This is a genomic window from Oligoflexus tunisiensis (genome assembly GCF_001748245.1).
Classification (GTDB): Bacteria; Bdellovibrionota_B; Oligoflexia; order Oligoflexales; family Oligoflexaceae; genus Oligoflexus; species Oligoflexus tunisiensis.
Map to the genome: position 1 here is coordinate 444,032 of NZ_BDFO01000001.1, position 21,981 is coordinate 466,012.

Below are 21,981 nucleotides of genomic sequence, written 5' to 3' on the forward strand. Positions count from 1 at the left end.
TGGTTGCTTCGCTCGGTTTCTGTCTTTGGCCCCATGGAAACCTTCCATCTTATAATATATCAATGATTATGCAGTGATATTCATATGTCGACAAAAGCTGATTTAATCGACATATTTTCTTGATATGTCGATGCTATCGAGATATGTCATTTGATCCGGCGTCCCTTTACAACTCGCTTCCATTGCTTCCACTCTCAACAGATATTGAAACCAAAGGTATCTTGAAAAAATGCATTGACGCACGAAGGGCACTGGCAGACCTGAAGATTCTTGGTGAATCAATTCCAAACCAAGCCGTCCTCATCAATACCATCCCTTTATTGGAAGCAAAAGATAGTTCAGAAATAGAGAATATCGTTACCACGACAGATCGGCTTTTTTGTTTTGCCTTTGACAATGAAGAGAAAACTGATCATGCAACAAAAGAAGCCTTGCGATATAGAACCGCGCTTTTCGAAGGCTATCATTCGCTCAAAGTTCGTCCGCTGAGTGTCGCAACTGCTGTAGAAGTTTGTTCAGTTATCAAGGCAAGCCCAATGGATATCCGAAATGTTCCCGGGACTGCGTTGGCCAATGATAAGACCGGTGAAGTTATTTATACCCCCCCTGCAGGCGCAGCTTTACTCCGGGAGAAGTTGAGTAACTGGGAAAAATTTTTGCACAATGAAGTCAATATAGATCCGCTGATTCGAATGGCTGTGACGCACTATCAATTTGAAGCCATCCATCCTTTTACGGATGGTAATGGTCGGACAGGTCGAGTCTTGAACCTCTTGTTCCTGACGTATGAAGGACTTCTTGCTCAGCCTATTCTTTATCTCAGTCGTTACATACTGGCACACAAATTGGATTATTACTCTCTCCTGCTTCAAGTCACTCGAAACCAGGAATGGGAGCCCTGGATACTCTATATGCTAACAGGGGTTGCGGAGACAGCGCAGTGGACTGCCAGAAAAATCACAGCAATTAGAGAGCTTATCGATGAAACCGTGTCTTATGTTCGACACCGATTACCCAAGATTTACACGAGAGAGCTCGTGGATGCTATTTTTGTGCAGCCCTACTGCAGAATAGGGAATCTGGTCGATCAAAAGATTGCAAAGCGAGAGACGGCTTCTATGTACCTTAAGCAGCTTTGTGAAATCGGAGTGTTATATGAAGAAAAATTTGGGCGGGATAAAATTTTCCTTCATCCGAAATTCATGCGACTCTTGACCAGTTCAGAGCATGCGTTTGAGAGATACCCTCGATGAAGTAAAACCCACAGTTTACACTTGATCTGACGTTCTTTAAAATTGGTTGAGCCCTCATCCGACAGGAAAACTCCAGACCTTGATAAAAACCTGCCGAAACGGAGTAGCTTATGACGACGTTCAATACATCCCGTGAAATCCCGGCAACCGTGGAACAAGTCTTTGCAGCATTCAGCCATCCGGAACGCCTGGCCCGGTGGTGGGGGCCCGCGGGATTCACCAATACTTTCAGTGTCTGCGAGTTCAAGAATGGTGGGCGTTGGTCTTTCATCATGCACGGACCGGATGGCAGGAACTATCCAAACGAAAATGTGTTTGCAGAAATAGAAGCACCGAGGAGGATCGTTGTTCAGCACGTCTCGGAGCCAAAGTATCGCTTAACCGTTGTCCTGGCTCCGTCGGCAGAGGGAACTGTTGTATCCTGGTCGCAGGCTTTCGAGAATTCAGAAGTTGCCAACCGTATGGAACGCATCGTCGTCCCCGCCAATGAGCAGAACCTTGATCGCCTGTCGATTGAGGTTTTAGGTAAACCCGGCGGCGACTAACAAGGCCGTGGCTCAACTTCGACCCTCTCGGGTCAAGTTCGGACTTTTACTTCCATGGAAAATGATTGAAAATATCCCAGTCTATCTGTTGGAGTGAACGCCATGGCTAAAAAAACGTCCAGGAAGTCGGCAAAATCTGCGAAGAAGTCTGCAAAGAAGGCCACAAAGAAGCCTGCAAAGAAGCCTGCAAAGAAGCCTGCAAAGAATTCGGCAAAAGCTGCGAAGAAGGCCACAAAGAAGGTCGCAAAGAAATCTGCGAAGCCAACCCTGCTCTCAGGCGGCAACCCTCAGATCGCGAAGGGTGACGGCGATGCTCCCGTGCAGGCCTATATTGCGGCCATGCCGGGCTGGAAAAGCGACGTCGGTCGCCGCCTCGATGCCCTCATCGTGCGCATCGTGCCCAACGTGCGCAAGGCGGTGAAGTGGAATTCGCCTTTCTATGGCGTGGAGGGTCAGGGCTGGTTCCTCAGTTATCATTGCTTCACGAAATATATCAAAATAGCTTTCTTCCGCGGAGCGTCGCTGAGCCCACTCCCCCCCGGCGAATCCAAGGACAAGCATGTGCGCTACCTCGATATCTACGAGGACGAGCAGCTCGACCAGGAGCACCTGGCGAGTTGGATTAAGCAGGCATCTGAGCTGCCCGGCTGGGTCCCGTAACGGTCGTCACAGAGCCGGCGTCTGCTGTCCTCCCGACAACAGACGCCCGTTCCTCTCCTGCTTGCTATTTCTTCGTACTCACCACAAAATCCGGACCCTGAATCGCCGCTTTAATCGCCGGCGAGGCCAGAACGCGCTCGCCCTGTTTCAGAATCAACCTGCGACCCAGGTTTTGAGACGTTATCTGCCCCAGTGCTTTGGCATCTTCGGGTTTCAGTCGAACCGAGAGCTCGTGATCGCCCATTTTCTTCATCTCATAGTCGAGCACGGTAAGAACCGAAGGTTCACTCTCTTCTGTGAGGTGAAAACTCAAGGGTAATGCCTTCGCCAGCAGTAATGGACTCATCAAGGAAAGCTCGACAAACAGAGCGCCCCAGGAAAGCTTTTTCATGGAATCCTCCTATGGTTGTGTTTCAGTTGAATGCTTCAGCTGTCACGCAACATGGGTGGACTAAGACCAGAGCTGCGCCAGGCATCTCGCCTCGAGGTGTTGGAAGGGAAATCTGTAAAAAATATAAGATCAAAGGGAGTGCTGCCAGGCGGCGCCGCATCGATGATCTGCGTAAAGAGAACCCCGAGAATCCTCTCAGACGCGGGTTCTGTCATTTTAAAGACGGAGGTTCTGTTCAGGTTGCTCGGCAGGTCTGATGGGGTCGTATAGTTTGTAGTCTTAACTTGGAATGCATCCGCACGCAGCTCGCTTTCCAGACCTGCGAATAGAAAAAGGAATGCGATAAGTGTGCGAATGCCAGGCATGAAACCTCCTGATTTTTAATGTAAGGCCATCTTCCAGGAAATCAAGGGCTAAGTCTGTCCTGGATGGGTACACTCGCTCTTTGAAATCTTTAATGTCGATCTGAGTGAGAAATGTTAGAATTAGTATTGAAAAAAATCGAAATTCCACTGACACCCTCATCCGGCAGCCGATCAGACTTTTCCAATGTCCGATGAGGTGATTTGCACGGGAATCAAAGAAGGCGGAGGTGCTTCGGTCATGATCCAGAACCTGGCAAGACAGCCCATCCTTTGGCTCGAGACAGGGATTTTTCAATACCTGCTCAAGCCCCCTGTCCCGATGCGGAAGTCCTCGTTTATCGAGGGATTGGATCCCCAGCAACGCATACTGTATCTCAACGCAGTGGGACAGACCTATGAACGTGTCTTTCAATCTATGGGCGAAAGCGCGTTCTTCCCCAGGGGCGAGATCACCTCCTTGTCCCGACGCCGTATTGTTGCGAATGGGCCGATGGAAGTGGAAGAACTGAGCTGGGAAAGCCGCTTCGAACTGGCCTGGCCTGAGGCCGAGTCTCACCCCGAGCTGAAGCGTCTTGGTTTCGATCGTAATCTCAGCTTTCATGACAAATTCCGGCAGGAGGTCGCCAACCGTCGCTGCCAGGCGCGCCGCTACTTTAAAAGATCGACCACACCGCGCCCGGTTTTGATTGGATTGCATGGTTATGCAGGTGGACACTTCACCGCAGAAGAATTGATGTGGCCCATTCGCGAAAGCATCGACCTTGGATTCGACCTCATCCTTCTGGTCCTTCCCTATCATGGACCACGCATTGAAGCGCGTCGACGCTATCTGCCACCTCGTTTTCCGTCCCGGGATATTCGCTTTACCATTGAAGCCTTGCGCCAGATCTATTTTGATGTGGCTGCCCTTCATGATTGGTTGCGGGGGGAGGGCTCTGTACAAGTCGGTCTCGCCGGCGTCAGCCTGGGTGCTTACTGCTCGGCATTGATTGCGACTCTGGAAAAGAATTTGTCCTGTGTGATCCACGTCACGCCTCTGGGCTGCATGGCGACGCTAACGGATCAGCAAAGCCGCTTCATCGGCTCTGCCAGCGAGCAGCGGGCACAGCGGGACGCATTGGAGCAGGCGTATGCTTGCGTCAATCCTCTGAATCGCGAGCCTCTCCTGCCAGCCGACGGCATCTCTGTAATCGGTGGTGAGCGGGATGGCATCACGGGCATGAGTCAGGCGCGAATACTGGCCCGGCACTTTCAATGCACTCTCGATACCTTTCCGGGCGGGCATATTATTCGATCAGGTTTTCGCCAGGCCTGGGTGCAGAGTTTGCAAAAGCACAGGTCCGGGTAAGGGCAGTCTGGATAACAAGCATTCCTTATAAATTCTACATGGCCCTATCCTCGACCATGCTGGCCATGGCGGGCGTCCTGACAGATGTTCCGCCTTCAGGCTCTGAGTTTTCTGACGTTCTGGCTTTATGATTTGCCTTCCACACTAATTTCACCCATCCCCGGGCTGGGCATTAAAGTTCGCGCCTTCTATCCGATACCTCTGACAAGGCCAAATCGCTTTTTTGGTTAAGGCTAGGAAGGAACAAAAGAATGACGATGGCGCAAAAACTCCTGATCATCATGCTGATTCCCCTTCTCGGATTACTCTATTTTTCGACGCAAGAGATGTTCAACCGCTACGAGGATCTACAGAATGCGCGATCCTCGGGTTTGCTGACAACGCTGGCGGTCCATGTGAGCGATCAGGTTCACGAACTGCAGAAAGAGCGGGCGGTCTCGGTAGGTTTCGTCGGCTCACGAGGTGTGAGATTTAGGGAGGCGATGCATCAGCAACGCCAGAAAACGACTGAGAAGATGAATGCATTGACGGCATTTATCAAGGCTGAATCAGCGAATTTCGGCGATATTCAAGAGAAACTTCAGGTCGCCAACAGCAAGCTGAGTGGCCTGGACCAATTTCGTCGTGATGCGGACGCATTGACTGTCAATGGGATGGATGCATACAACTTTTTTACAGACACGATCGGCCTGTATATTGCGTTGATTGCGGATATATCGAGACTCCATACTGAAGCCGATATGACCAAGGAAGGGCTGGCTTATTTCGCTCTCCTGAGTTTTGCGGAGCGATCGGGTCAGGAACGAGCCTTTGTCAATGAGAGTCTTACCAGCGGCGGATTCAGCAGTGAGTCTCTGCTGAAAACAGCCAGCTTAATTAGTTCGCAGAAGGATTTTTTCTACATATTTTCCATCGTCGCCCGGAAAGAGGAACTTGGTCGCCTCGAAAAAACCATGGCCAGGCCGGAATTTGACGAGCTGGAAAGAATCAGAAAAAAAGTCCTCAGTGAGGCCAGCACGGGAAAATTCACTGTGACGCCCGAGACATGGGTTGATGCCACGACGCGAAGAATCAATCTTCTCAACGAGGTCGCGGTTCATCTCTCTTCCGTCATCCTCCAAAGATCCGAAGCCGTGACGCATTCCGCTCAACTCAGCTTGATTATAAGTCTCCTGATCGTTTTGGCTTCCATTCTGGTATCGATCGTTATGGGTCTCAGACTCTCCCGATCCATAACTGAGCAGCTGGGTTGCGAACCGGCCGACGTTGCCTCCATCGCGAAGCAGGTTTGCCTCGGCAAACTTGAACTGGACTTTCAAAAGCAAGGTCCCATCCGGGGAGCCTATGCTGACATTGTTAAGATGCTTCAAGGGCTTAACGAAAAGGCTTCTCAAGCGGAAGCTATTGCCAAGGGTGACCTGAGCCAGGAGATCATTATCCTGTCGGAATGGGATCGTCTTGGAAAATCCTTTCAGACAATGTCGAGCGCACTGCGTGATGTGATCAGCCGCTCCTATCTTGCAGCAGGGCAAGTCTCCGCAGGGGCAGGGCAGGTATCCAGCGCGAGCCAAACCCTCTCGCAGGGGGCTTCCGAGCAGGCCGCCGCAGTGGAGGAAATATCCAGCACCATGACGGAAGTCAGCAGCAATATCCGCATCAACGCCGATCTCGCTGTCGCGGCGAGCCAGACGGCATTGACTGCGCAGACGGCTGCGGAAGAGGGCAATCGTCAGATCGAGGTCACTCTGCGAGCCATGAGTGAGATCAATCACTCGAGTCAGCAAATTTCAAAGATTATCAAAGTCATCGACGATATCGCTTTTCAGACGAACCTTCTTGCTTTGAATGCTGCCGTGGAAGCGGCCCGAGCCGGGCGACATGGCAAGGGTTTTGCCGTCGTGGCAGAAGAAGTGCGAAACCTGGCCAATCGCAGTGCGAAAGCAGCAAGTGAGACGACCCATTTGATTGAAACGTCCACTCATAAGGTGGAATTCGGACTTACAGAAGCCCAGAAAACAGCCGAAATTTTTAGTGAGATCGTGAAGAAATCCTTGAACGTTGCGACGGTGGTCAAACAAATTGCTGATTCAAGCAAAGCACAGGCCGTAGCCATGACTCAAATGACGTCCGGCATCGATCAAATCAACAAGGTCACGCAATCGAATACCGCGAGTGCTGAGGAAACGGCATCTGCCGCCGAAGAACTGGATGGTCAATCACAGGAATTGAAACGCAGTCTATCCTACTTCAAACTGGGTGGCCGTGAGGAGTCATCCGTGTTTCGGGCTGCCCAAAACGGATCCTCTCATTCATTGAAGGCTGCTTGAGTCCATTAAGAAATTCTGGGGATTGAGTGGTAGCGAGAGGCGGGATTGAACCGCCGACCTCATCGAGGCCGACTCACGCGATGTCTTTGCCCTTCGCTATTTTGTCGAGTTGCAAACTCTGAAAGACGGCAGCTTCCGATACAGACGCGATATAACCATGCTCACTTGCGAGTTTTAGGTCGGCCATTGCCGATCGCCTCTTTGCGCTCTCCTGCTCCAGCTGCTTAACGCGACACTTGAGGTGCTCGTTTTCCCTTGCGTTTTCCTTCTTGGCCCTGCCTCGGACATGCCGAACTGGTGTTTTTCATTAGAGTGGAGAACGAGGAAGTTACCCAGCGCCAATTTAGGTGCTTCTGCGGCCTCTCCTTGCGGGTTATAAGAGCCCTTCCAAAGTTAGTCCTTGCAAGGCTTTCGTTCAGACACTAAGGAGTTACATATGAGAACTTTGATCACTATGTCGGTCTTGTCGATTTCTCTGAGTTCCAGCTTTCTCCTCGCACACGAAGAAGAGCACATGGAAGTCACCGCGCCGAACGAATGCTGCGCTGCGCCACTACCGGGCGGACTCGGCATGCTTGCCGGCTGGGTCGGCGCATCGGGGGCCGCTTCCGGTTCTGCATCGCTAAAAGATGTTGCGCTCAAGGCTGCTGTCGAGAAAGCCATCAAGCAGAAAACCAAAAAAGAGAAGAGGGAAGAGGAGAAAAACGAGTACGATAAGGCCACCGACGGAGAGCAAAACAACGATGCTTTGTATCGCGAGGTTGGCAAGAGCTGGCGAGATCTGTTCAAGTCCGGCGGTTCGTACAAACTTAAATACACAAATAAGAATACAGGCGAGGAGCTTTTGATTGAGGACTGCGAACCATCAGGGCCACTTAATCCCAAGGTTCACAACTGTACAATGCAGAAGTTCGAGCTGTTCACGGATCCGACGGACGGTGTGGAGCGATGGGCCTTCACGCTGGCGGTGGTCGAGCCTGCATATAATCCGAAGCACTACGACGCAAACCCAAGTGGATGGTACCCCAAGGTTGTGGACGGGCAGACTTTTACTATTGTATTTGAAACAGAAGCTGACTTGTTTTGGCAACTGGACAGGATAGACGGCCGATAAGCCAAGCAGAGAGGGATCGGACAATGCGGTACATTGGCGTTGCGATGGGAACGACAACTCTGTCGGCGCTCATTTTGATCGTTTTCTTCAAGTTGGGCTTCGTGGACGAATTCATCCCGAAGTTAACAGAACTTGTTCTGTGTTCTTTGCTGGCCATCGCCCTTGCAAAGACCATTATGCAAAAAAGAACCGCAGGCGATAGGCCTCTGCTTAGCTTCAGAGAGTTGGTGATAACGATAAGTATTGTTTTCGCTACGCTCGGCTCGAACGTAGGCTTGCAGGCGCTCCAGCTTAAGGCCTTTGGTCGCGCGTATACCTCATCCTATGCAGACCCGGAGCCCAAGGTTGGGGTCGTAGGGGTTGAAGCTCCTGCCCCCCCGAGCGTGGTGCAAAAAATGGCGGAGATGCTCGTCTCTGTTTCTGCGGAAGAAGTTTCTTCCAGGTGGATAACACTTGGAGCTTTGCTGATGGTAATGTCGCCCGGATGGGCGATTGTGCTTTCGAGTGTGCTCTTCGCTTTGTTGCATACCGTCGTTCCGATTGTCGGCGGCGTGCCTGACATTGGATTGCTCTCTCTCGCTCCGACGTTTGCCATCGGTGTTGGCTGTGGCGTGGCGTTCGTGAGAAGCGGTCTGGCTGCAGCGCTTCTTGTTCACTTCCTGGTTAACATGGTTGGGCTGTTTGCCGAAAAACACACTTACATCGCCGATACGGTTATCTTCGGCTCGGCCTTCGTTGCTCTGGTCGTTCTTCCGCTGACGCTATGGTTCACGAGAAGGCGAACACTCTTTTTCACTTCCGCGGCGACGCGCTAATTTCATCAAAGGTGTGGGTGGAAGGAATACTTCCCACCTGCGTTTTTAGGGTGGTGTCAATTCCGGTTTGTCAGCGTGGGCTGTCCCAGCCGTCTCCTTGGATTTGAAAGCTAACCGATTGCGAGCTTAACGATTCCTCGCGATTCGTCAAATTACAGACATGAAAAAGCCCTCCAGTCGATTTTCGATACGACACGGAGAGCTTTTCGGCTAACCCAACTACTTAACCTGGAGAATTTTTTCCAACGTTAAAAGCTGAAATATTCTGTAGATTTAGTGGTAGCGAGAGGCGGGATTGAACCGCCGACCTCACGATTATGAATCGTGCGCTCTAACCATCTGAGCTACCTCGCCACGAGCCAAGGCCACCATTTTTAGAGGCTTTGCCCTGGGTTGTCAACGGCTAAAGCCAGGAAAATCCAAGAGTTTCCTGCCACAATGACAACGTAGCGCTCCACTTTCAAATGCTGCATCGCCCTGACTCATAGCCCAATCAAACATACTGCTCCAAAATCCACTCCCGACACTCCTCATAAGTCCCTCTGAAAAGCAGAGGACGGGACCCATGAACCTGCGAATGGCGATAGCGACCGTCATAGTATTCGCTCAGCAGCATTTCAATCCAGCGATAGTGCGCTTCCGGATCACCACTCGCAAACGCGGTCTGGAGTTGATCGATGATCTTCGAGGTCAGAAGCCCCCCGAGGCGGCGCTGCAATTTATAGGTACTGGCCATCAGGGATTGTTCCAAACTTTGAGGCTCCACCCCGCTCGCCAAAACCTCCGCGACATACTCGCGATAAATATTCTCACAGCGTTCCGCAAGACTCGCTTCCAATATAATCAGAGGGCTTTTGATCATGGCGGCGTAAATCGCTTCCGGCAGATGCAAACTGCCGATGACCTTGCTTTCATCTTCGACCAGGACTGGCCTCTGCCCAAAACGCAGGCCAAGGGCAAGCCGGTTTTCAAAGGTCGTCTGGGTGGGCTGGGTGCGGTGCATAAAGCGGCCGAAGCTGCTGCCGCGATGGGCGGCGCACTCTTCAATGTTGATCTTCTCATGCAGCGGAAGGGCGTCGAGCAGCCGGGTTTTGCCGGCACCGGTCAGACCCGAAATCACCCGGAATTCCTGCGGTCGCGCCAGGACTTCAAGAAGTTCATGCCGGAGAGCCTTATAACCGCCCTCCACCACCCAGACCTCGCGGCCGGTGGCTTCAATCCACTCCGCAGCAATGCTGGAGCGCAGGCCGCCGCGCCAACAGCAAAGAACGAGCGGCGCATCCGGGCGAACATGGCGCAGCCACTCCTGGACCCTGGTCTCTTGAACCGGGCCCACCAGCTGGTAACCCAAGTCGATGGCAGCCGCCTGACCCCGCTGCCGATAGCAAAGCCCGACCTCATGCCGCTCGGGATTACGAAGGATGGGCGCGTTCAGCGCACCGGGAATAGCCGCGACGGCAAATTCCCCTTCCGAGCGCACATCCAACATGTCGCAGGATGAAGCGGCGAGGAGATCGAGAGCGGAGGCTGCGGATATCTTATGGGCCACGGTGTTAAATTCCCTGAAAATGCGTGAACTGCAGGGAAGTTTTGCCGTTCCCGGGCTGAAAAAGCAAGAAATGGTGCAAAAAAGAAAGCCCGGACCCCATGCGGATGATCCGGGCTGCACAAGGACGCGACGGGCGCACTTACTGCTGGCAGGCGCAGCCAGGTCCGACATGACAAATCTTCGACCAGTTCACACAGTCATCGCCACAAGCCTGACTGTTGCGGCAAATCTTGCAGCAGGAGGCATTGGTCTCACCCGCGATGCGATTGAGACTGGCACTCTGGAATATGCCCTGAGCCATTCCAGTTGCGGCTGTACTTACGGAGGCCTGCTGACCGAGATCTCCACTCTGATCCAATGGCAGTTTTGCAGTTTGTTTCGTACCGCAGTCGTTGATGGTTTGCTCACCGGCATAAGCCTCCAGCGCAAACAGGGCCATGAGAGTGAAGAATATCTTACGGATAGTTTGCAGAGTCATACTTCCTCCTGAATCAGGGCCCGCGCCCTTCCTTCAAATTGATGCCTTGCTCCATACATTTCAAGTTATCGGGGTGCGGTCCGAGGACTCCAGGAAGTCTTTTAATGCTTTAATATGATTGATAAAAATAGAGGCCTATTTACTGACCGCAAAACCAGACTTCATGATTTTTCGGGAACTTTCCGGAAGGCCGCAAACGGTAAGAATGCTGAGGGGAAAAAGGCCCCGATGGGTATCAGGGCCTTTCTTCAGTTAACTCCGATAACTCGGCAGCGAAAGAACTTCATGCCTGGACAGGAAATCCGGACAACGATCCAGAGCCTGAACATAGGCGCTAACAATTTCCATGTTCGTCAGCAGCGAACAGCCAAACTTCACAGCCGCCTGGCGGGTCAGGGAACCACGGGTCAGTTCACGCCGCTGACTGCTCTTCGGAATGTTGATCACAAAGTCGACCTTGCCATCCTTGATGGCCTGGATCACATCGTTGGGACCTTCACCTGGCCAGTCGAGTGCGGTCACGGGAATGCCATGATCCTGCAGATACTTCGCGGTGCCTTTGGTTGCAAACAAAGACAGACCGAGGTTCACGAGCACCTGAGCGGCGGGCAGGAAGCGGAGTTTTTCCTTTTCGCTTCCGGAACTCACCAGCACACCTTTTTCCGGACGATAAACACCGGCCGCTTCCATCGCGAGAAGCAGAGCATGATCGACGTTTTCACCGATACAGCCCACCTCACCGGTCGAGGCCATCTCCACGCCCAGAATCGGATCTGCTCCACCGAGACGCTTAAAGCTGAACATCGCTGCTTTCACGCCGACGTAAGGCAAATCATCCTCATTGAAGCGGGCGAGGTTGGGCTTGCCGCCGATCATCACATCGGTCGCCACATCCGCCAGGTTCAGACCCACGGTTTTCGACACAAAGGGGAAGGAACGGGCCGCACGCGCGTTGCATTCGATCACCTTGATGTCGCCTTCCTTGGCGAGGAACTGCATGTTGAAGGGACCGTTCAGATTCAGGCCCTGGGCTATGGCCCGGCCTGCTTTCCGCACACGGCGCACGGTTTCCACATAGAGTTTCTGCGCCGGCACCACGAGGGTGGCGTCACCGGAATGCACACCGGCATTCTCAATATGCTCGCTGACAATCGCCGTCAGGATTTCACCATTCTTCGCCACACCGTCGAGCTCGATTTCACGCGCGCCCTCGATGAACTCGGAAATCACCACCGGATGATCCGGGGATACGTCGCTGGCGTTGGTCAAGCAGAGCTGCAGCGATTCATCATCATAGGCCACGCTCATCGCCGCCCCGGAGAGGACGTAACTCGGACGAATCAGAACCGGGAAACCCACTTCCTCGATGAACTTCTGAATGTCCTTTTTATCCTTGGCTGCAATCCACCGCGGCTGGCCAATGCCCAGCTCATCCAGCAAGGCGGAAAAGCGGCTGCGATCCTCCGCCCGGTCGATGCTGTCATGTTTGTGACCGAGCAACTTCAGGCCGGCGTCCGCCAGGGGTTTGGCCAAACGGTTCGGCAGCTGACCCCCCATCGAACACACGACACCCACGGGGCGCTCGACATCGGCGATATCGAGAATGCGTTCGAGGGACAGCTCTTCAAAGTACAGACGATCGGAACTGTTATAGTCGGTGGAAACCGTTTCAGGGTTACAGTTCACAATGATGGAACGCCAGCCCGATTCCTGCAGCTTGCGCGAGCAGCTCACGGCACACCAGTCGAATTCCACCGAGGTTCCGATGCGGTAGGAACCACCACCCAGCACCACCGCCGAGAAAACCTTTTGATCATCCGGCAGCGGGTCTGAGAAGAGGCCGCCGTAGGACATATAAAGGTAATTCGAAGGCGAAGGATATTCTCCCGCCGTGGTATCAATCTTTTTAATGACAGGCTTCACACCAAATTCAAGACGGAGTTTGCGCACCATCATCGAAGCCTTGCGCACTTCCGATGAACCGGAAGGCCGTCCGCCCGCCCGCAGGACTACAGCAGCAATTTGCTCATCGCCAAAGCCCTGCAGTTTCCAGTGACGCCACTGATCACCGCTCACCTTGTTCAAGGTTTTGAGCATGAACTGGTCGAGGCTGAGGGATTTATCACCCTGCCTGCCGAGTTCACGGATTTCATTCTCATCCTTGATCATGTGGAAGAGGTTATAGAGGAACCATTTGTCGATCGCCGAAAGATCCGCCACCTTTTCGATCGACCAGCCGCGGCGGAAGGCTTCCACTACTGCATAGAGGCGTTTATCCGTGGGCGCGGAAAGCTCTTCGACCAGGTCCTGCTCGGACACTTCCGGCCGCACCATGCTGAGGCCTTCCGGATGTTCGGTCACCATCCGCGTGGCTTTTTGAATGGCTTCAGGGAAACTGCGGCCGATGGCCATCACTTCACCCACCGATTTCATGGTCGAGCCGAGGTTGCGGTTCACGCCCTGGAATTTCAGAAGATCCCAGCGGGGCATTTTGATCGTGACATAATCAAGGGCCGGTTCGAAGAAGGAATAGGTGATACCCGTGACCGGATTCTTCAGTTCCAAAAGATCGTAACCCAGCACCACCTTGGCCGCGATATAAGCGATCGGATAACCGGAAGCCTTCGAAGCCAGAGCGGATGAACGCGAGAGACGGGCGTTCACCTCGATGATATAAAAATCCAGAGATTTCGGGTCGAGAGCATACTGAACATTACACTCACCCACGATGCCGAGCGAGCTCACGATGGTGATCGCGGCATTGCGCAGGATTTGATACTCGTCATCCGAAAGCGACTGGCTGGGGCACACGACGATCGAGTCACCGGTGTGAATGCCCAGGGGGTCGAAGTTTTCCATGTTACAGATGGTAATGGTATTCCCCTGGGAATCGCGCATCACCTCGTACTCAACTTCCTTCCAGCCCTTGAGCGATTTTTCCACGAGCACCTGAGGCGAGGACGCCAGCGCCGGTTGCACAAGGTTTTTCAGCTGCTCATCGCTACTGGCAAAGCCGGAGCCGAGGCCGCCCAGGGCAAAGGCAGCCCGCACGATCACGGGATAGCCGATGCTGTTGGCCGCGTCGAGCGCCTGCTCCAACGTTTCGCAGGCGAAACTCGAAGGCACGGGCATATTGATCGAACGCATCTTTTGCGCGAAATCATCACGGTCTTCCGTGAGCCGCAGAACAGCAGCCGGTGTGCCAAGGTTCAGCACGTTATATTTTTTCAAGATGCCGGTCTCGTCGAGCGCCATCAGACAGTTCAGTGCCGTTTGACCGCCGAAGCCGGCGATGATGGCATCCGGTTTTTCCTTTTGAATGACCTTTTCGACCCACTCCGTTTCCACAGGGTAAAGATAAACCTTCACGCCGGGAATCGGGTTGGTTTGCACGGTCGCAATGTTAGGGTTGACGACGATGACTTCGATCTTTTCCTCGATCAAAGCCTTGATCGCCTGGGTTCCCGAATAGTCGAATTCACCTGCCTGGCCGATGGAAAGACCGCCGGATCCGAGCAGAAGAACCTTGGGAGCACGTCCCAGATCGGCCAGTTGTTTAAGCAAGGGCATATTATTTTTTCACCTCCGCCAGCATTTGTTCAAAGATCCAGGATGTATCACGTGGACCGCCCGAAGCTTCCGGGTGGAACTGCACGGAGCGGAAAGGCTTGGATTTGTGCCGAATGCCTTCGATCGTCTGATCGTTGACATTGCGGAACCAGGCTTCCCATTCGCCCGGCAGCGACGCATCTTCCACGACGTAGCCATGGTTCTGGCTCGTGATGTAGCCCCTTCTTGTGCCGCATTCATAAACAGGCTGATTATGACTGCGGTGACCGTAAGGCATGCGTCGTGTGATAGCGCCAGCCGCCAGCGAGAGGATCTGGTGACCCAGGCAGATGCCAAGGATGGGCCGATCCTCATGCAGAAGTTTTTCCACATGCTGCGTAAGGTCTCCGGTTCGGGTGGGATCACCCGGGCCGTTGGACAGCAGCCACATATCGCAGTCCACCGTGCTGGGGTCGGTATCCCAAGGCAGGAGTTCCACTTCGCAGCCAAAGTTGATGAACTGGCGGATGATATTCCATTTCACGCCGCAGTCGATGAGGCCAATCCGTGTGCTGCCCTTGCCGAGCCGCATACGCTCCTTGACCGAAACCTCGGTCATGATATTGTTCATGCCGGGATCGAAGAAGGCGCTTGGTGATTTGGGAGTGAGCGCGCCCATGTCGCGATAACCTTCAGCATCCTCTGGTTCGATGCGACCCAAAAGATTGGGCTGCGAACGGATCAGATGCACCAGATGCCTGGTGTCGAGTCCAACGACGCAGGGCACGCCTTGGTTTTTAAGCCATTCATCGAGGGACTGGAAACTATTCCAATGAAACACTTCCGGACTATCAATGGTCAGAATAACTGCAGCGGCGTTAGCGCGAGCGCTTTCGAAACCGCTGGGAAAAGGCAGTTGCAGGCCAAGACCTTTGGGAAGATCCGGAATCCCGTAGTTGCCGATCAATGGATAAGTGAAGCAGAGGATTTGCCCAAAATAAGAAGGGTCGGTTATCGCTTCCGAATAACCGACCATTCCCGTTGTAAAAACAAGTTCACCACTAGCCCGGAGCGGGGCTCCAATCAGGTCCCCCTGAAAGCTGCTGCCATCGGAGAGGACGAGTTTGCATTTCTGGCGCATGGTTTGGTTGACCTCGACACACAGGTTAAAAAATTGCGCTCGAACATAGCCGATTCCCCATGAATTAGCTATGATTTAGTCCGCTTTCACGGACGAGTTTCAACAAATGAGATTCGTCCCAGATTTGACGAGGAGTTCACGCTGATGAAACAAAGACAAACTGTCATAGCCTACGCCAGCCGCACAGCCATCGGCAAACTGGGAGGCTCGCTTGCCACGACGCCAGCCCCGCGTCTGGGAGCTGCCCTGGTTGCTGATGCCATGAAGAAATTGAAGTTCACCGGCGCGGAAGTCGATGAAATTATCATGGGAAATGTGCTGACAGCTGGTGTTGGGCAAGCCCCGGCGCGGCAGACCGCGCTCTATGGTGGACTCCCACATTCGGTGTGCGCGACCACAGTCGGCCGCGTCTGTGGCAGCGGCATTAAAGCAGTCATGCTGGCTGATCAAGCCATTCGCCTGGGTGATGCCAACATTATTTTTGCGGGCGGTCAGGAAAATATGAGCCTCGCGCCGCATCTTTTGATGAATTCGCGGACCGGCTATCGCTACGGTTCCGTCGAAGCCAAGGATTCGATGCAGTGGGATGGACTGTGGGATCCCTATAACAACACCGCGATGGGCAACTGTGGTGAAATTTGCGCCAAGGAATATGGTTTCACGCGCGAGATGCAGGATGCCTTTGCGCTGCAAAGTTACCAAAGGGCCCGCAAGGCGGTGGAATCCGGTGTGTTTGCCGAGGAAATCGTGGCCGTGCAGGTCGCTGACAAAAAAGGCAGCAAATCGTTTGAACTCGACGAAGAGCCTTTCGCCGCGGATCTGGATCGCATCGACTCTTTGCGTCCGGCTTTTGAAAAGGATGGCACCATCACCGCAGCCAACGCCTCGTCGATCAATGATGGAGCGGCTCTGCTGGTCCTCACGTCCGAGGAAGCGGCCCAGAAACATGAGCTGACGCCGATCGCCCGCATTGTATCCCAGGCTTCCTATGCCCAGGATCCGGCGCGATTCACGACCGCTCCCATCGGTTGCATTCGGCGCCTGCTCGACAAAACCGGACTGAAAGCCAAGGATATTGATATCTTTGAAATCAATGAAGCCTTCGCCGTGGTGGGGATGGCGGCGATTCGCGACCTGGACCTTGATCCCGCCAGTGTCAATCCTCTGGGCGGTGCGGTGTCCCTGGGCCATCCCATCGGGGCATCGGGCGCACGAATTCTGGTCACCTTGCTGAACGGACTGAAGCAGCGTGGTGGCAAACGTGGTCTGGCAACTCTTTGTATTGGGGGTGGCGAGGCAAGCGGGGTCGTCGTGGAGCTGGTGTAACCAGCTCCAGATCAGCGGGATCGGACTATTTCGATCCCGTTTTCCGTGGTGCGGTGCATTTGTTCTCAAGCCAGGTGGCAACGTCCTGCGCCCGCTTTGCATTTAACTCTTTGATACGATTAACAAAAATCGTACAGCAAGCCTTGCAGCGCAGATCCGGATTGTCCTTGCCATCATACTTGGGATGCGACAGGCACACGATCTTTTCCATAACTGATTCCCTTCCATTCGAGCAACAGCAGCAGCAATAACAGACAGTTCTTATTTTTGCAGGGAATATGCCATGGGGAAGGAATCAGGAGGCGACGCGATTGGTCTTGAGATTCTGGTCATTTACAAGTTTCGTGACGAGCCTCAGCGCATAGCGCTTGTATAGTTTCCTGGCGATCGCTCCGTTTTTATCCATCAGCATTTCAAAGTCGGCGCGTTTGATCCAGCCCACCTGAACGGTGCTCTGGGCGACGAATTTCACGCGGGTCGGCTGGTCCATGAGGAGCCAAAGTTCGCCAAAGGTATCCGACTCTTCGAGCTTATCCGCCTCGAATTCATTGCCGCTGCCATCGCGTTTCCAGACGCTGATCGTGCCACGGAGCAGAAAATAGATGCCAACGGGCTCATGATCAAATTCCAGAATAACCGCGCCCTTCGAATATTCACGGGCTTTGCATATATCCTGCAAAAGCTCCTGCTCCGGCGTGCTGAGATCCACTAGAAATTCCGCCTGTAAAAAAGCATCCCAATTGTAGGCCCGATCCGGACCTGGCTGCACCTGAGGCGGGCGGGGCGGAGGTTCCACCATGGCGGTCTTTTTCAGATAGGCATCGGTCGGCTGGGGAATCGCCGGGTGACCGCCGAGAGATTTGACGTCAGCCCGCTCCTCGATATGCACCATGGCATTGGTCGAGGTATCCTGAATTGAAAAGGGATTGGCAGACTTTTGCGGAGCCTTGGGCCGTGCCGGTTCGGGCGGCTTTGAGGGGCCGCCGGCGGCCGCGGCCTTGCTGCTCGTGATATTGCGTGTTCCACGCTGGGTGGACATGATCTGCATTTCCGTGGCTCTGGTCTTGTTCATGGCCCGTTCATAGCAGTAGGCGGCGCGCTCAAAGAGTTCGCCTTTTTCAAAGGACTCCCCGGCCTTGTCAAATTCGGCCATACGCTCGTACACCATTCCACTGTATTCATAGGCTCCGACGTTGCTGAAGAGAGCGCCGAGCAGCAGGTTTTCATCCCGCGAAAAATCCTTGTAGGCAATCAGTTCGGGGCCGATGTCGGTGGTGTTGCGCAGATAGGCGGCACTGGCGGAAGCCAGATTGTTGTTGCGGATGAGTTCAACCATCAGCTTCACCATCCGCTTGCGGGCGACCAGAATATCGGTCAGACGGGTGTCGACCTTCTCATCGATCAGCTTGCGCATGATAAAGGCCAGTTCCTCTTCCGCGAAATCGATCTTGTCGATATCGGGGTGACTGTCCACAAGATGGATGTACTGATCGAGGGCGCGATCAAATTCCTTCACGCGCAAAAAGAGGCGCGCGGCATCGTGATGCTTGCCGAGTTCCAGGTAGCATTCCGCGGCTTCGAGGATGGCCCCAGCCTCGAGGAAATAGGGGATTGCCGTCGGCAGATCGCCCAGCTCGCGAGCGCATTTTCCCACTTCGAGAGGCATGTTGGCTTTTTTGTAGCAATCCATCGCCTCCTTCCACATCCCGTAGCGGGCCAGCATGTAGCCGGCACGGTTGGGCCTTTGGATGCGAATCAGCACATCGGCGGCGTCCTTGATCAGGCCGGCTTTTTCCAGAATGTTGATGGATTCACGGAGCATACCCAGCTGCTCAAGGATTTTTGCACAGCCGCGGAAGTTGCCTTCCTGATAAAGTTTTTGGGCATAGCGATAGGCGCGCTTTTCCGCCCGCGAGAGACGCCGGCGATCGGACTTGCGTTTCTTCTGGTCCCGTCGCGCGCGACCGGCCAGATTCGAATTGATAAGCTGCCAGGCCAGGTACAAAATACCCAGAAGGATGACCAAGGCGGCTATAAGAGTGGTCGCCCGCATGAATAAAAATTCCTCCGCTCTTTCATCCGTATCGGACAAATGCAGAAGAATTTAAGACTATTCGCCAACCGTGGATGAGGGTCTAGATCCGATAGCCGAGCCAGACCTGAGTGTAGGAATCCTTGACAAGACGGCTGATTTCCTCGCCATCTTCGAGGGTTGTCTGAACACCGGGGGAATAGGTCTGGGTGATTTTCAGCTGCATCCCCGCCCCTAAACGTATGATTGTGCCAAATCCATAGGTCGGGATGGGGAACATGGTCTGCTTGCTGACGATGCGGCTGCCCAGAAATTCAAGCTCGTTATAATAGTCACGGCGGGCAACCCCTCCGAAAACAAGGGGTGAGATGACGCCATTGAAGGGGATGATGGTCAGGTCCACGGAATTGGTGGTGCTGACCACATTGTCTTCAAAGGGCAGGTAATCAATGGTCTTCGTTTCGGCTATTTCCGTTTTTTTAAGACCCACCTTGTTATCAAACGAACGGCGATGGGTCAGGCCCAGGTGAAAATGATCGCCCAGGCCAAGCGAAATATTGGCACTGATGGAGTTGCTGCGATAGCGCTCCAGAGCCGCGTTGGATAATTCCGAGGAACCCGATAAACTGATGCTAACGGCAGCCTGTGCGTTTGTGCCAGCCAGCAGGGTAAAGAGGGCTGAAGCGAAAAGGCTCGTGAGTTTGGTCAGACCACTCATTGTTGTCTCCTGTTTTCCAGGTCACAAATTTCTGATAAGCTCGCCCACGTAATCAGTGTAACACGGACGTCTGAGTTCGTAAGGGTCGCCAAACAATTGGCACTCAAGGGGGATAAAGATGGTGAAGCCCTACAGAGACTGTGTGGTGGCAGTGATAAGGAATAAAAAAGGCCAGGTGCTGGCGGGAGAACGCGCCGATGCAAAAGGTGCCTGGCAGTTGCCGCAGGGCGGCGTGGATGCGGGCGAATCAGCCGACGAGGCTCTGTTTCGTGAACTGCGGGAGGAGATTGGAACGGATCGCCTGCAGGTCCTGCGTAAATTGCCCGAGCTGATCCGTTATGAATTCCCTGCTGACCTCGACACCGGCCCGGCCCGGAAATACTGCGGGCAGCAGCAGACCTGGTATCTTTTGGAACTTTTGCCTGATGGCGTTCCGAATCTTGAAATTTCGGATGGTGAGTTTCAGGATATCCAGTGGATGCAGCCCGACGCTCTCGTCCGTGGCATCGTTCCCTGGAAACAGGAGGCTTATCGTTCCGGTCTGAAGGCGTTGGGTATACTGTCCTAAATCAGGAGCCTCAAACATGTCGCGTCTCTCCATTTTGAATATGGCCCTTGGCTTTCTCGTGCTGTTTTTTGCGGCCTGCGCGGGGGCCTTTGTCTCGTTTGATATGACGCAGGCCTTTCTGCATGACATCAAACAGCTCGGCACCTGGGAGATGACGCTCCTGCAGAGCTCGCATGGCCATAGCAATCTCTTTGGGGTTTTGCATATCGTTTTGGGTTTGACGCTGCCGTATTCCCCTTTGCCTCTGCGCTGGAAACAGGTGCAAACGATCTGCATGTTCGGGGGTGTGCTGGCCATGGGTCCTGGGATGATCATGCGGGCGCTGGCCGGCCCGAGTGAATCCTTTGATGCCCTTGGTCTCAGCATTGGTGTGGGGCTGTCGATGGCTTTGGCCTGCATCGGCACGCATACCGCGGCGCTGTTTTATAAGTACATGCGACGGCAGGGCCTGTGATGCGTATCATCAGTCTTGTGCCCAGTTTGAGCGAAACCGTCTGCGACCTCGGCCTGCGGCATGAGCTGGTGGGCTGCACTCAATTCTGTGTGGAACCCAGGGACCTTCATCGCACGGCAACCCGTATCGGCGGGACCAAGACGCCGGATGTGGAGCTGATCCGTTCCCTGCATCCCACGCATCTTCTCGCCAATCAGGAGGAAAATCCCAGGGAGCCGGTTCTGGAACTTGCCCGCGATATTCCCACCCTGGTGAGCTTTCCCAAAGGGCCGGAGGATGTGCCGGAGATGCTCCGCGATATCGGGCGTTTTTTAAGCTGTGAAGCGCGGGCGGAGGAATGGGCACTGGGGATTGAGAAGCTCCTGAAAACTCCGCCGCGGCATTCTCCGCGACGCTTTCTTTATATGATCTGGCAGAACCCTTACATGATCGCCGGGCCGGACACCTATATCGCGCGCACGCTGCACAGCATCGGCTGGATCAATGCCTACCAGGGTCCGGAGCGCTATCCTGCTCTGGATATTCCGGCTCTTGCGGCTTGTGAGGCTGATATTATTCTGCTCAGCAGTGAGCCCTATCCATTTCGGCGAAGGGATGCGGACAGGCTCCGGGCCCAGTGGCCGGCGGCCCCGCGTCTTGCACGTGTGGATGGTCAGACGCTGTCCTGGGCTGGAACACGGACGCGGGAGGCTTTGGAGCAGCTGGGAAAAGAGGAAGCGGACTGGCTCAAGGACTTCAGCCCGCTTTCAGCGAATCCATAATCTGCTGGGCCTTCACGCGATCATCTTCATTCTTGATGAAGCGGAACTGGCGTTTGCCCTGAATGAGTTCCAGGAATTTCTTTTTATCACCGATGATGGTCAGCAGCTCCTTATACTTGTCGCGCACTTTCATGCCGCGATCGATAAAGTCATGCAGTTCGTCGATCGAAAAGGGTTTCTTCAGGTATCCGTCCGCTTTTGTATCGACCGCGGAAAGTTGATCCTCGTCCAGAAGGGCTCCACTGATCAGGAACACTGGAATCGAAGGATCGTGGTTCTTCACCTTCTTCATCAGCTGAATGCCGTCCATGCGGGGCATTTTGATATCGCTGATGACCAGATCAATTTCCTTGTCCTTCAGAGTATCGATGGCCTCTTGAGCATTCTTCACGACGATCACGCGCGAGAAGAACTTATTCAGGTGAATCTTGAAAAACTTAAGCAGCGTGTCATCGTCGTCGACCACGAGGATATAGGATGAACGATTGTAGACACGATCCTGAATAGTCATAGAGGCTCCTACCTAAGAATGACGAGAGGATCGTCTTTCATATCGGAAGGAGAGTTGGGAAGTTAAGGATTCCCGC

At 53.7% G+C, this 21,981-nt stretch carries 21 protein-coding genes and 1 tRNA gene; 11 read left to right on the forward strand and 11 right to left on the reverse strand.

Annotation, left to right across the window (positions count from 1 at the left end):
* The first annotated feature begins 143 nt into the window (after positions 1-143).
* The 3 genes from fic (at position 144) to OLTU_RS02025 (ending at position 2,458) form a co-directional block, all read left to right on the forward strand.
* The gene (gene fic, locus OLTU_RS02015) at positions 144-1,253 is read left to right on the forward strand and encodes a protein adenylyltransferase Fic (RefSeq protein WP_141731092.1); all 1,110 of its coding nucleotides are present in this window, start codon (positions 144-146) and stop codon (positions 1,251-1,253) included.
* 110 nt (positions 1,254-1,363) lie between these two features.
* Positions 1,364-1,798, forward strand: a complete 435-nt coding sequence (locus OLTU_RS02020) for an SRPBCC family protein (RefSeq protein ID WP_141731093.1) — start codon at positions 1,364-1,366, stop codon at positions 1,796-1,798.
* Positions 1,799-1,900: 102 nt separating this feature from the next.
* Positions 1,901-2,458 carry a DUF1801 domain-containing protein gene (locus OLTU_RS02025; protein ID WP_141731094.1) on the forward strand — a complete coding sequence of 186 codons (558 nt, stop codon included), beginning with the start codon at positions 1,901-1,903 and terminating at the stop codon, positions 2,456-2,458.
* 64 nt (positions 2,459-2,522) lie between these two features.
* Here OLTU_RS02025 and OLTU_RS02030 read toward each other — a convergent pair whose 3' ends face one another.
* Together OLTU_RS02030 and OLTU_RS02035 are read right to left on the reverse strand one after the other, a co-directional pair.
* Positions 2,523-2,849, reverse strand: a complete 327-nt coding sequence (locus OLTU_RS02030) for a hypothetical protein (RefSeq protein WP_141731095.1) — start codon at positions 2,847-2,849, stop codon at positions 2,523-2,525.
* A gap of 35 nt (positions 2,850-2,884) precedes the next feature.
* Positions 2,885-3,214: a hypothetical protein gene (locus OLTU_RS02035; protein WP_141731096.1), complete on the reverse strand. Its 330-nt coding sequence runs from the start codon at positions 3,212-3,214 to the stop codon at positions 2,885-2,887.
* 238 nt (positions 3,215-3,452) lie between these two features.
* Between OLTU_RS02035 and OLTU_RS02040 the strand changes: the two genes are divergently transcribed.
* From OLTU_RS02040 to OLTU_RS02055, 4 genes are all read left to right on the forward strand, one after another.
* Positions 3,453-4,562, forward strand: a complete 1,110-nt coding sequence (locus tag OLTU_RS02040) for an alpha/beta fold hydrolase (RefSeq protein WP_141731097.1) — start codon at positions 3,453-3,455, stop codon at positions 4,560-4,562.
* Between the two features lie 251 nt (positions 4,563-4,813).
* Positions 4,814-6,889, forward strand: coding sequence for a methyl-accepting chemotaxis protein (locus tag OLTU_RS02045; RefSeq protein ID WP_141731098.1), 2,076 nt, complete (start codon positions 4,814-4,816; stop codon positions 6,887-6,889).
* 436 nt (positions 6,890-7,325) lie between these two features.
* Positions 7,326-8,003, forward strand: coding sequence for a hypothetical protein (locus OLTU_RS02050; protein WP_141731099.1), 678 nt, complete (start codon positions 7,326-7,328; stop codon positions 8,001-8,003).
* A 44-nt stretch (positions 8,004-8,047) separates the two neighbouring features.
* Positions 8,048-8,818 (forward strand): CPBP family intramembrane glutamic endopeptidase, encoded by a 771-nt coding sequence (locus OLTU_RS02055; protein ID WP_218109788.1) that lies wholly within the window; start codon positions 8,048-8,050, stop codon positions 8,816-8,818.
* Positions 8,819-9,095: 277 nt separating this feature from the next.
* Here OLTU_RS02055 and OLTU_RS02060 read toward each other — a convergent pair.
* From OLTU_RS02060 to carA, 5 genes are all read right to left on the reverse strand, one after another.
* Positions 9,096-9,172 (reverse strand) — tRNA-Met (locus OLTU_RS02060).
* 139 nt (positions 9,173-9,311) lie between these two features.
* Positions 9,312-10,367: a tRNA 2-selenouridine(34) synthase MnmH gene (mnmH, locus tag OLTU_RS02065; protein WP_176736259.1), complete on the reverse strand. Its 1,056-nt coding sequence runs from the start codon at positions 10,365-10,367 to the stop codon at positions 9,312-9,314.
* A gap of 139 nt (positions 10,368-10,506) precedes the next feature.
* A complete protein-coding gene (locus OLTU_RS02070; RefSeq protein ID WP_141731102.1) occupies positions 10,507-10,845 on the reverse strand; it encodes a hypothetical protein in 339 nt (112 codons plus the stop codon).
* Between the two features lie 252 nt (positions 10,846-11,097).
* Positions 11,098-14,415 (reverse strand): carbamoyl-phosphate synthase (glutamine-hydrolyzing) large subunit, encoded by a 3,318-nt coding sequence (gene carB, locus OLTU_RS02075; protein ID WP_141731103.1) that lies wholly within the window; start codon positions 14,413-14,415, stop codon positions 11,098-11,100.
* 1 nt (position 14,416) lies between these two features.
* A complete protein-coding gene (gene carA / locus OLTU_RS02080; RefSeq protein ID WP_141731104.1) occupies positions 14,417-15,535 on the reverse strand; it encodes a glutamine-hydrolyzing carbamoyl-phosphate synthase small subunit in 1,119 nt (372 codons plus the stop codon).
* Between the two features lie 144 nt (positions 15,536-15,679).
* On the opposite strand from carA, the gene OLTU_RS02085 reads away from it, so the two are divergent.
* The gene (locus OLTU_RS02085; protein WP_141731105.1) at positions 15,680-16,861 is read left to right on the forward strand and encodes a thiolase family protein; all 1,182 of its coding nucleotides are present in this window, start codon (positions 15,680-15,682) and stop codon (positions 16,859-16,861) included.
* A gap of 25 nt (positions 16,862-16,886) precedes the next feature.
* On the opposite strand, the gene OLTU_RS02090 is transcribed toward OLTU_RS02085, so the two are convergent.
* The 3 genes from OLTU_RS02090 to OLTU_RS02100 all read right to left on the reverse strand — a co-directional run bounded on the left by OLTU_RS02090 (position 16,887) and on the right by OLTU_RS02100 (position 19,611).
* Entirely contained in the window at positions 16,887-17,072 is a 186-nt protein-coding gene (locus OLTU_RS02090) for a hypothetical protein (protein WP_141731106.1), read from the reverse strand.
* A gap of 84 nt (positions 17,073-17,156) precedes the next feature.
* Positions 17,157-18,914 (reverse strand): cyclic nucleotide-binding domain-containing protein, encoded by a 1,758-nt coding sequence (locus OLTU_RS02095; protein ID WP_141731107.1) that lies wholly within the window; start codon positions 18,912-18,914, stop codon positions 17,157-17,159.
* A gap of 82 nt (positions 18,915-18,996) precedes the next feature.
* A complete protein-coding gene (locus OLTU_RS02100; RefSeq protein WP_141731108.1) occupies positions 18,997-19,611 on the reverse strand; it encodes a hypothetical protein in 615 nt (204 codons plus the stop codon).
* Positions 19,612-19,729: 118 nt separating this feature from the next.
* Between OLTU_RS02100 and OLTU_RS02105 the strand changes: the two genes are divergently transcribed.
* Genes OLTU_RS02105 through OLTU_RS02115 form a run of 3 tightly spaced genes read left to right on the forward strand, consistent with a single transcriptional unit; the run spans position 19,730 to position 21,394 of the window.
* A complete protein-coding gene (locus tag OLTU_RS02105; RefSeq protein WP_141731109.1) occupies positions 19,730-20,179 on the forward strand; it encodes an RNA pyrophosphohydrolase in 450 nt (149 codons plus the stop codon).
* 16 nt (positions 20,180-20,195) lie between these two features.
* A complete protein-coding gene (locus tag OLTU_RS02110; protein ID WP_141731110.1) occupies positions 20,196-20,633 on the forward strand; it encodes a hypothetical protein in 438 nt (145 codons plus the stop codon).
* Positions 20,633-21,394, forward strand: coding sequence for a helical backbone metal receptor (locus tag OLTU_RS02115; RefSeq protein ID WP_141731111.1), 762 nt, complete (start codon positions 20,633-20,635; stop codon positions 21,392-21,394). The genes OLTU_RS02110 and OLTU_RS02115 overlap by 1 nt, the downstream gene beginning before the upstream one ends.
* Here OLTU_RS02115 and OLTU_RS02120 read toward each other — a convergent pair.
* Positions 21,369-21,905 (reverse strand): response regulator, encoded by a 537-nt coding sequence (locus tag OLTU_RS02120; protein ID WP_141731112.1) that lies wholly within the window; start codon positions 21,903-21,905, stop codon positions 21,369-21,371. The genes OLTU_RS02115 and OLTU_RS02120 overlap by 26 nt on opposite strands.
* Between the last annotated feature and the right edge of the window lie 76 nt (positions 21,906-21,981).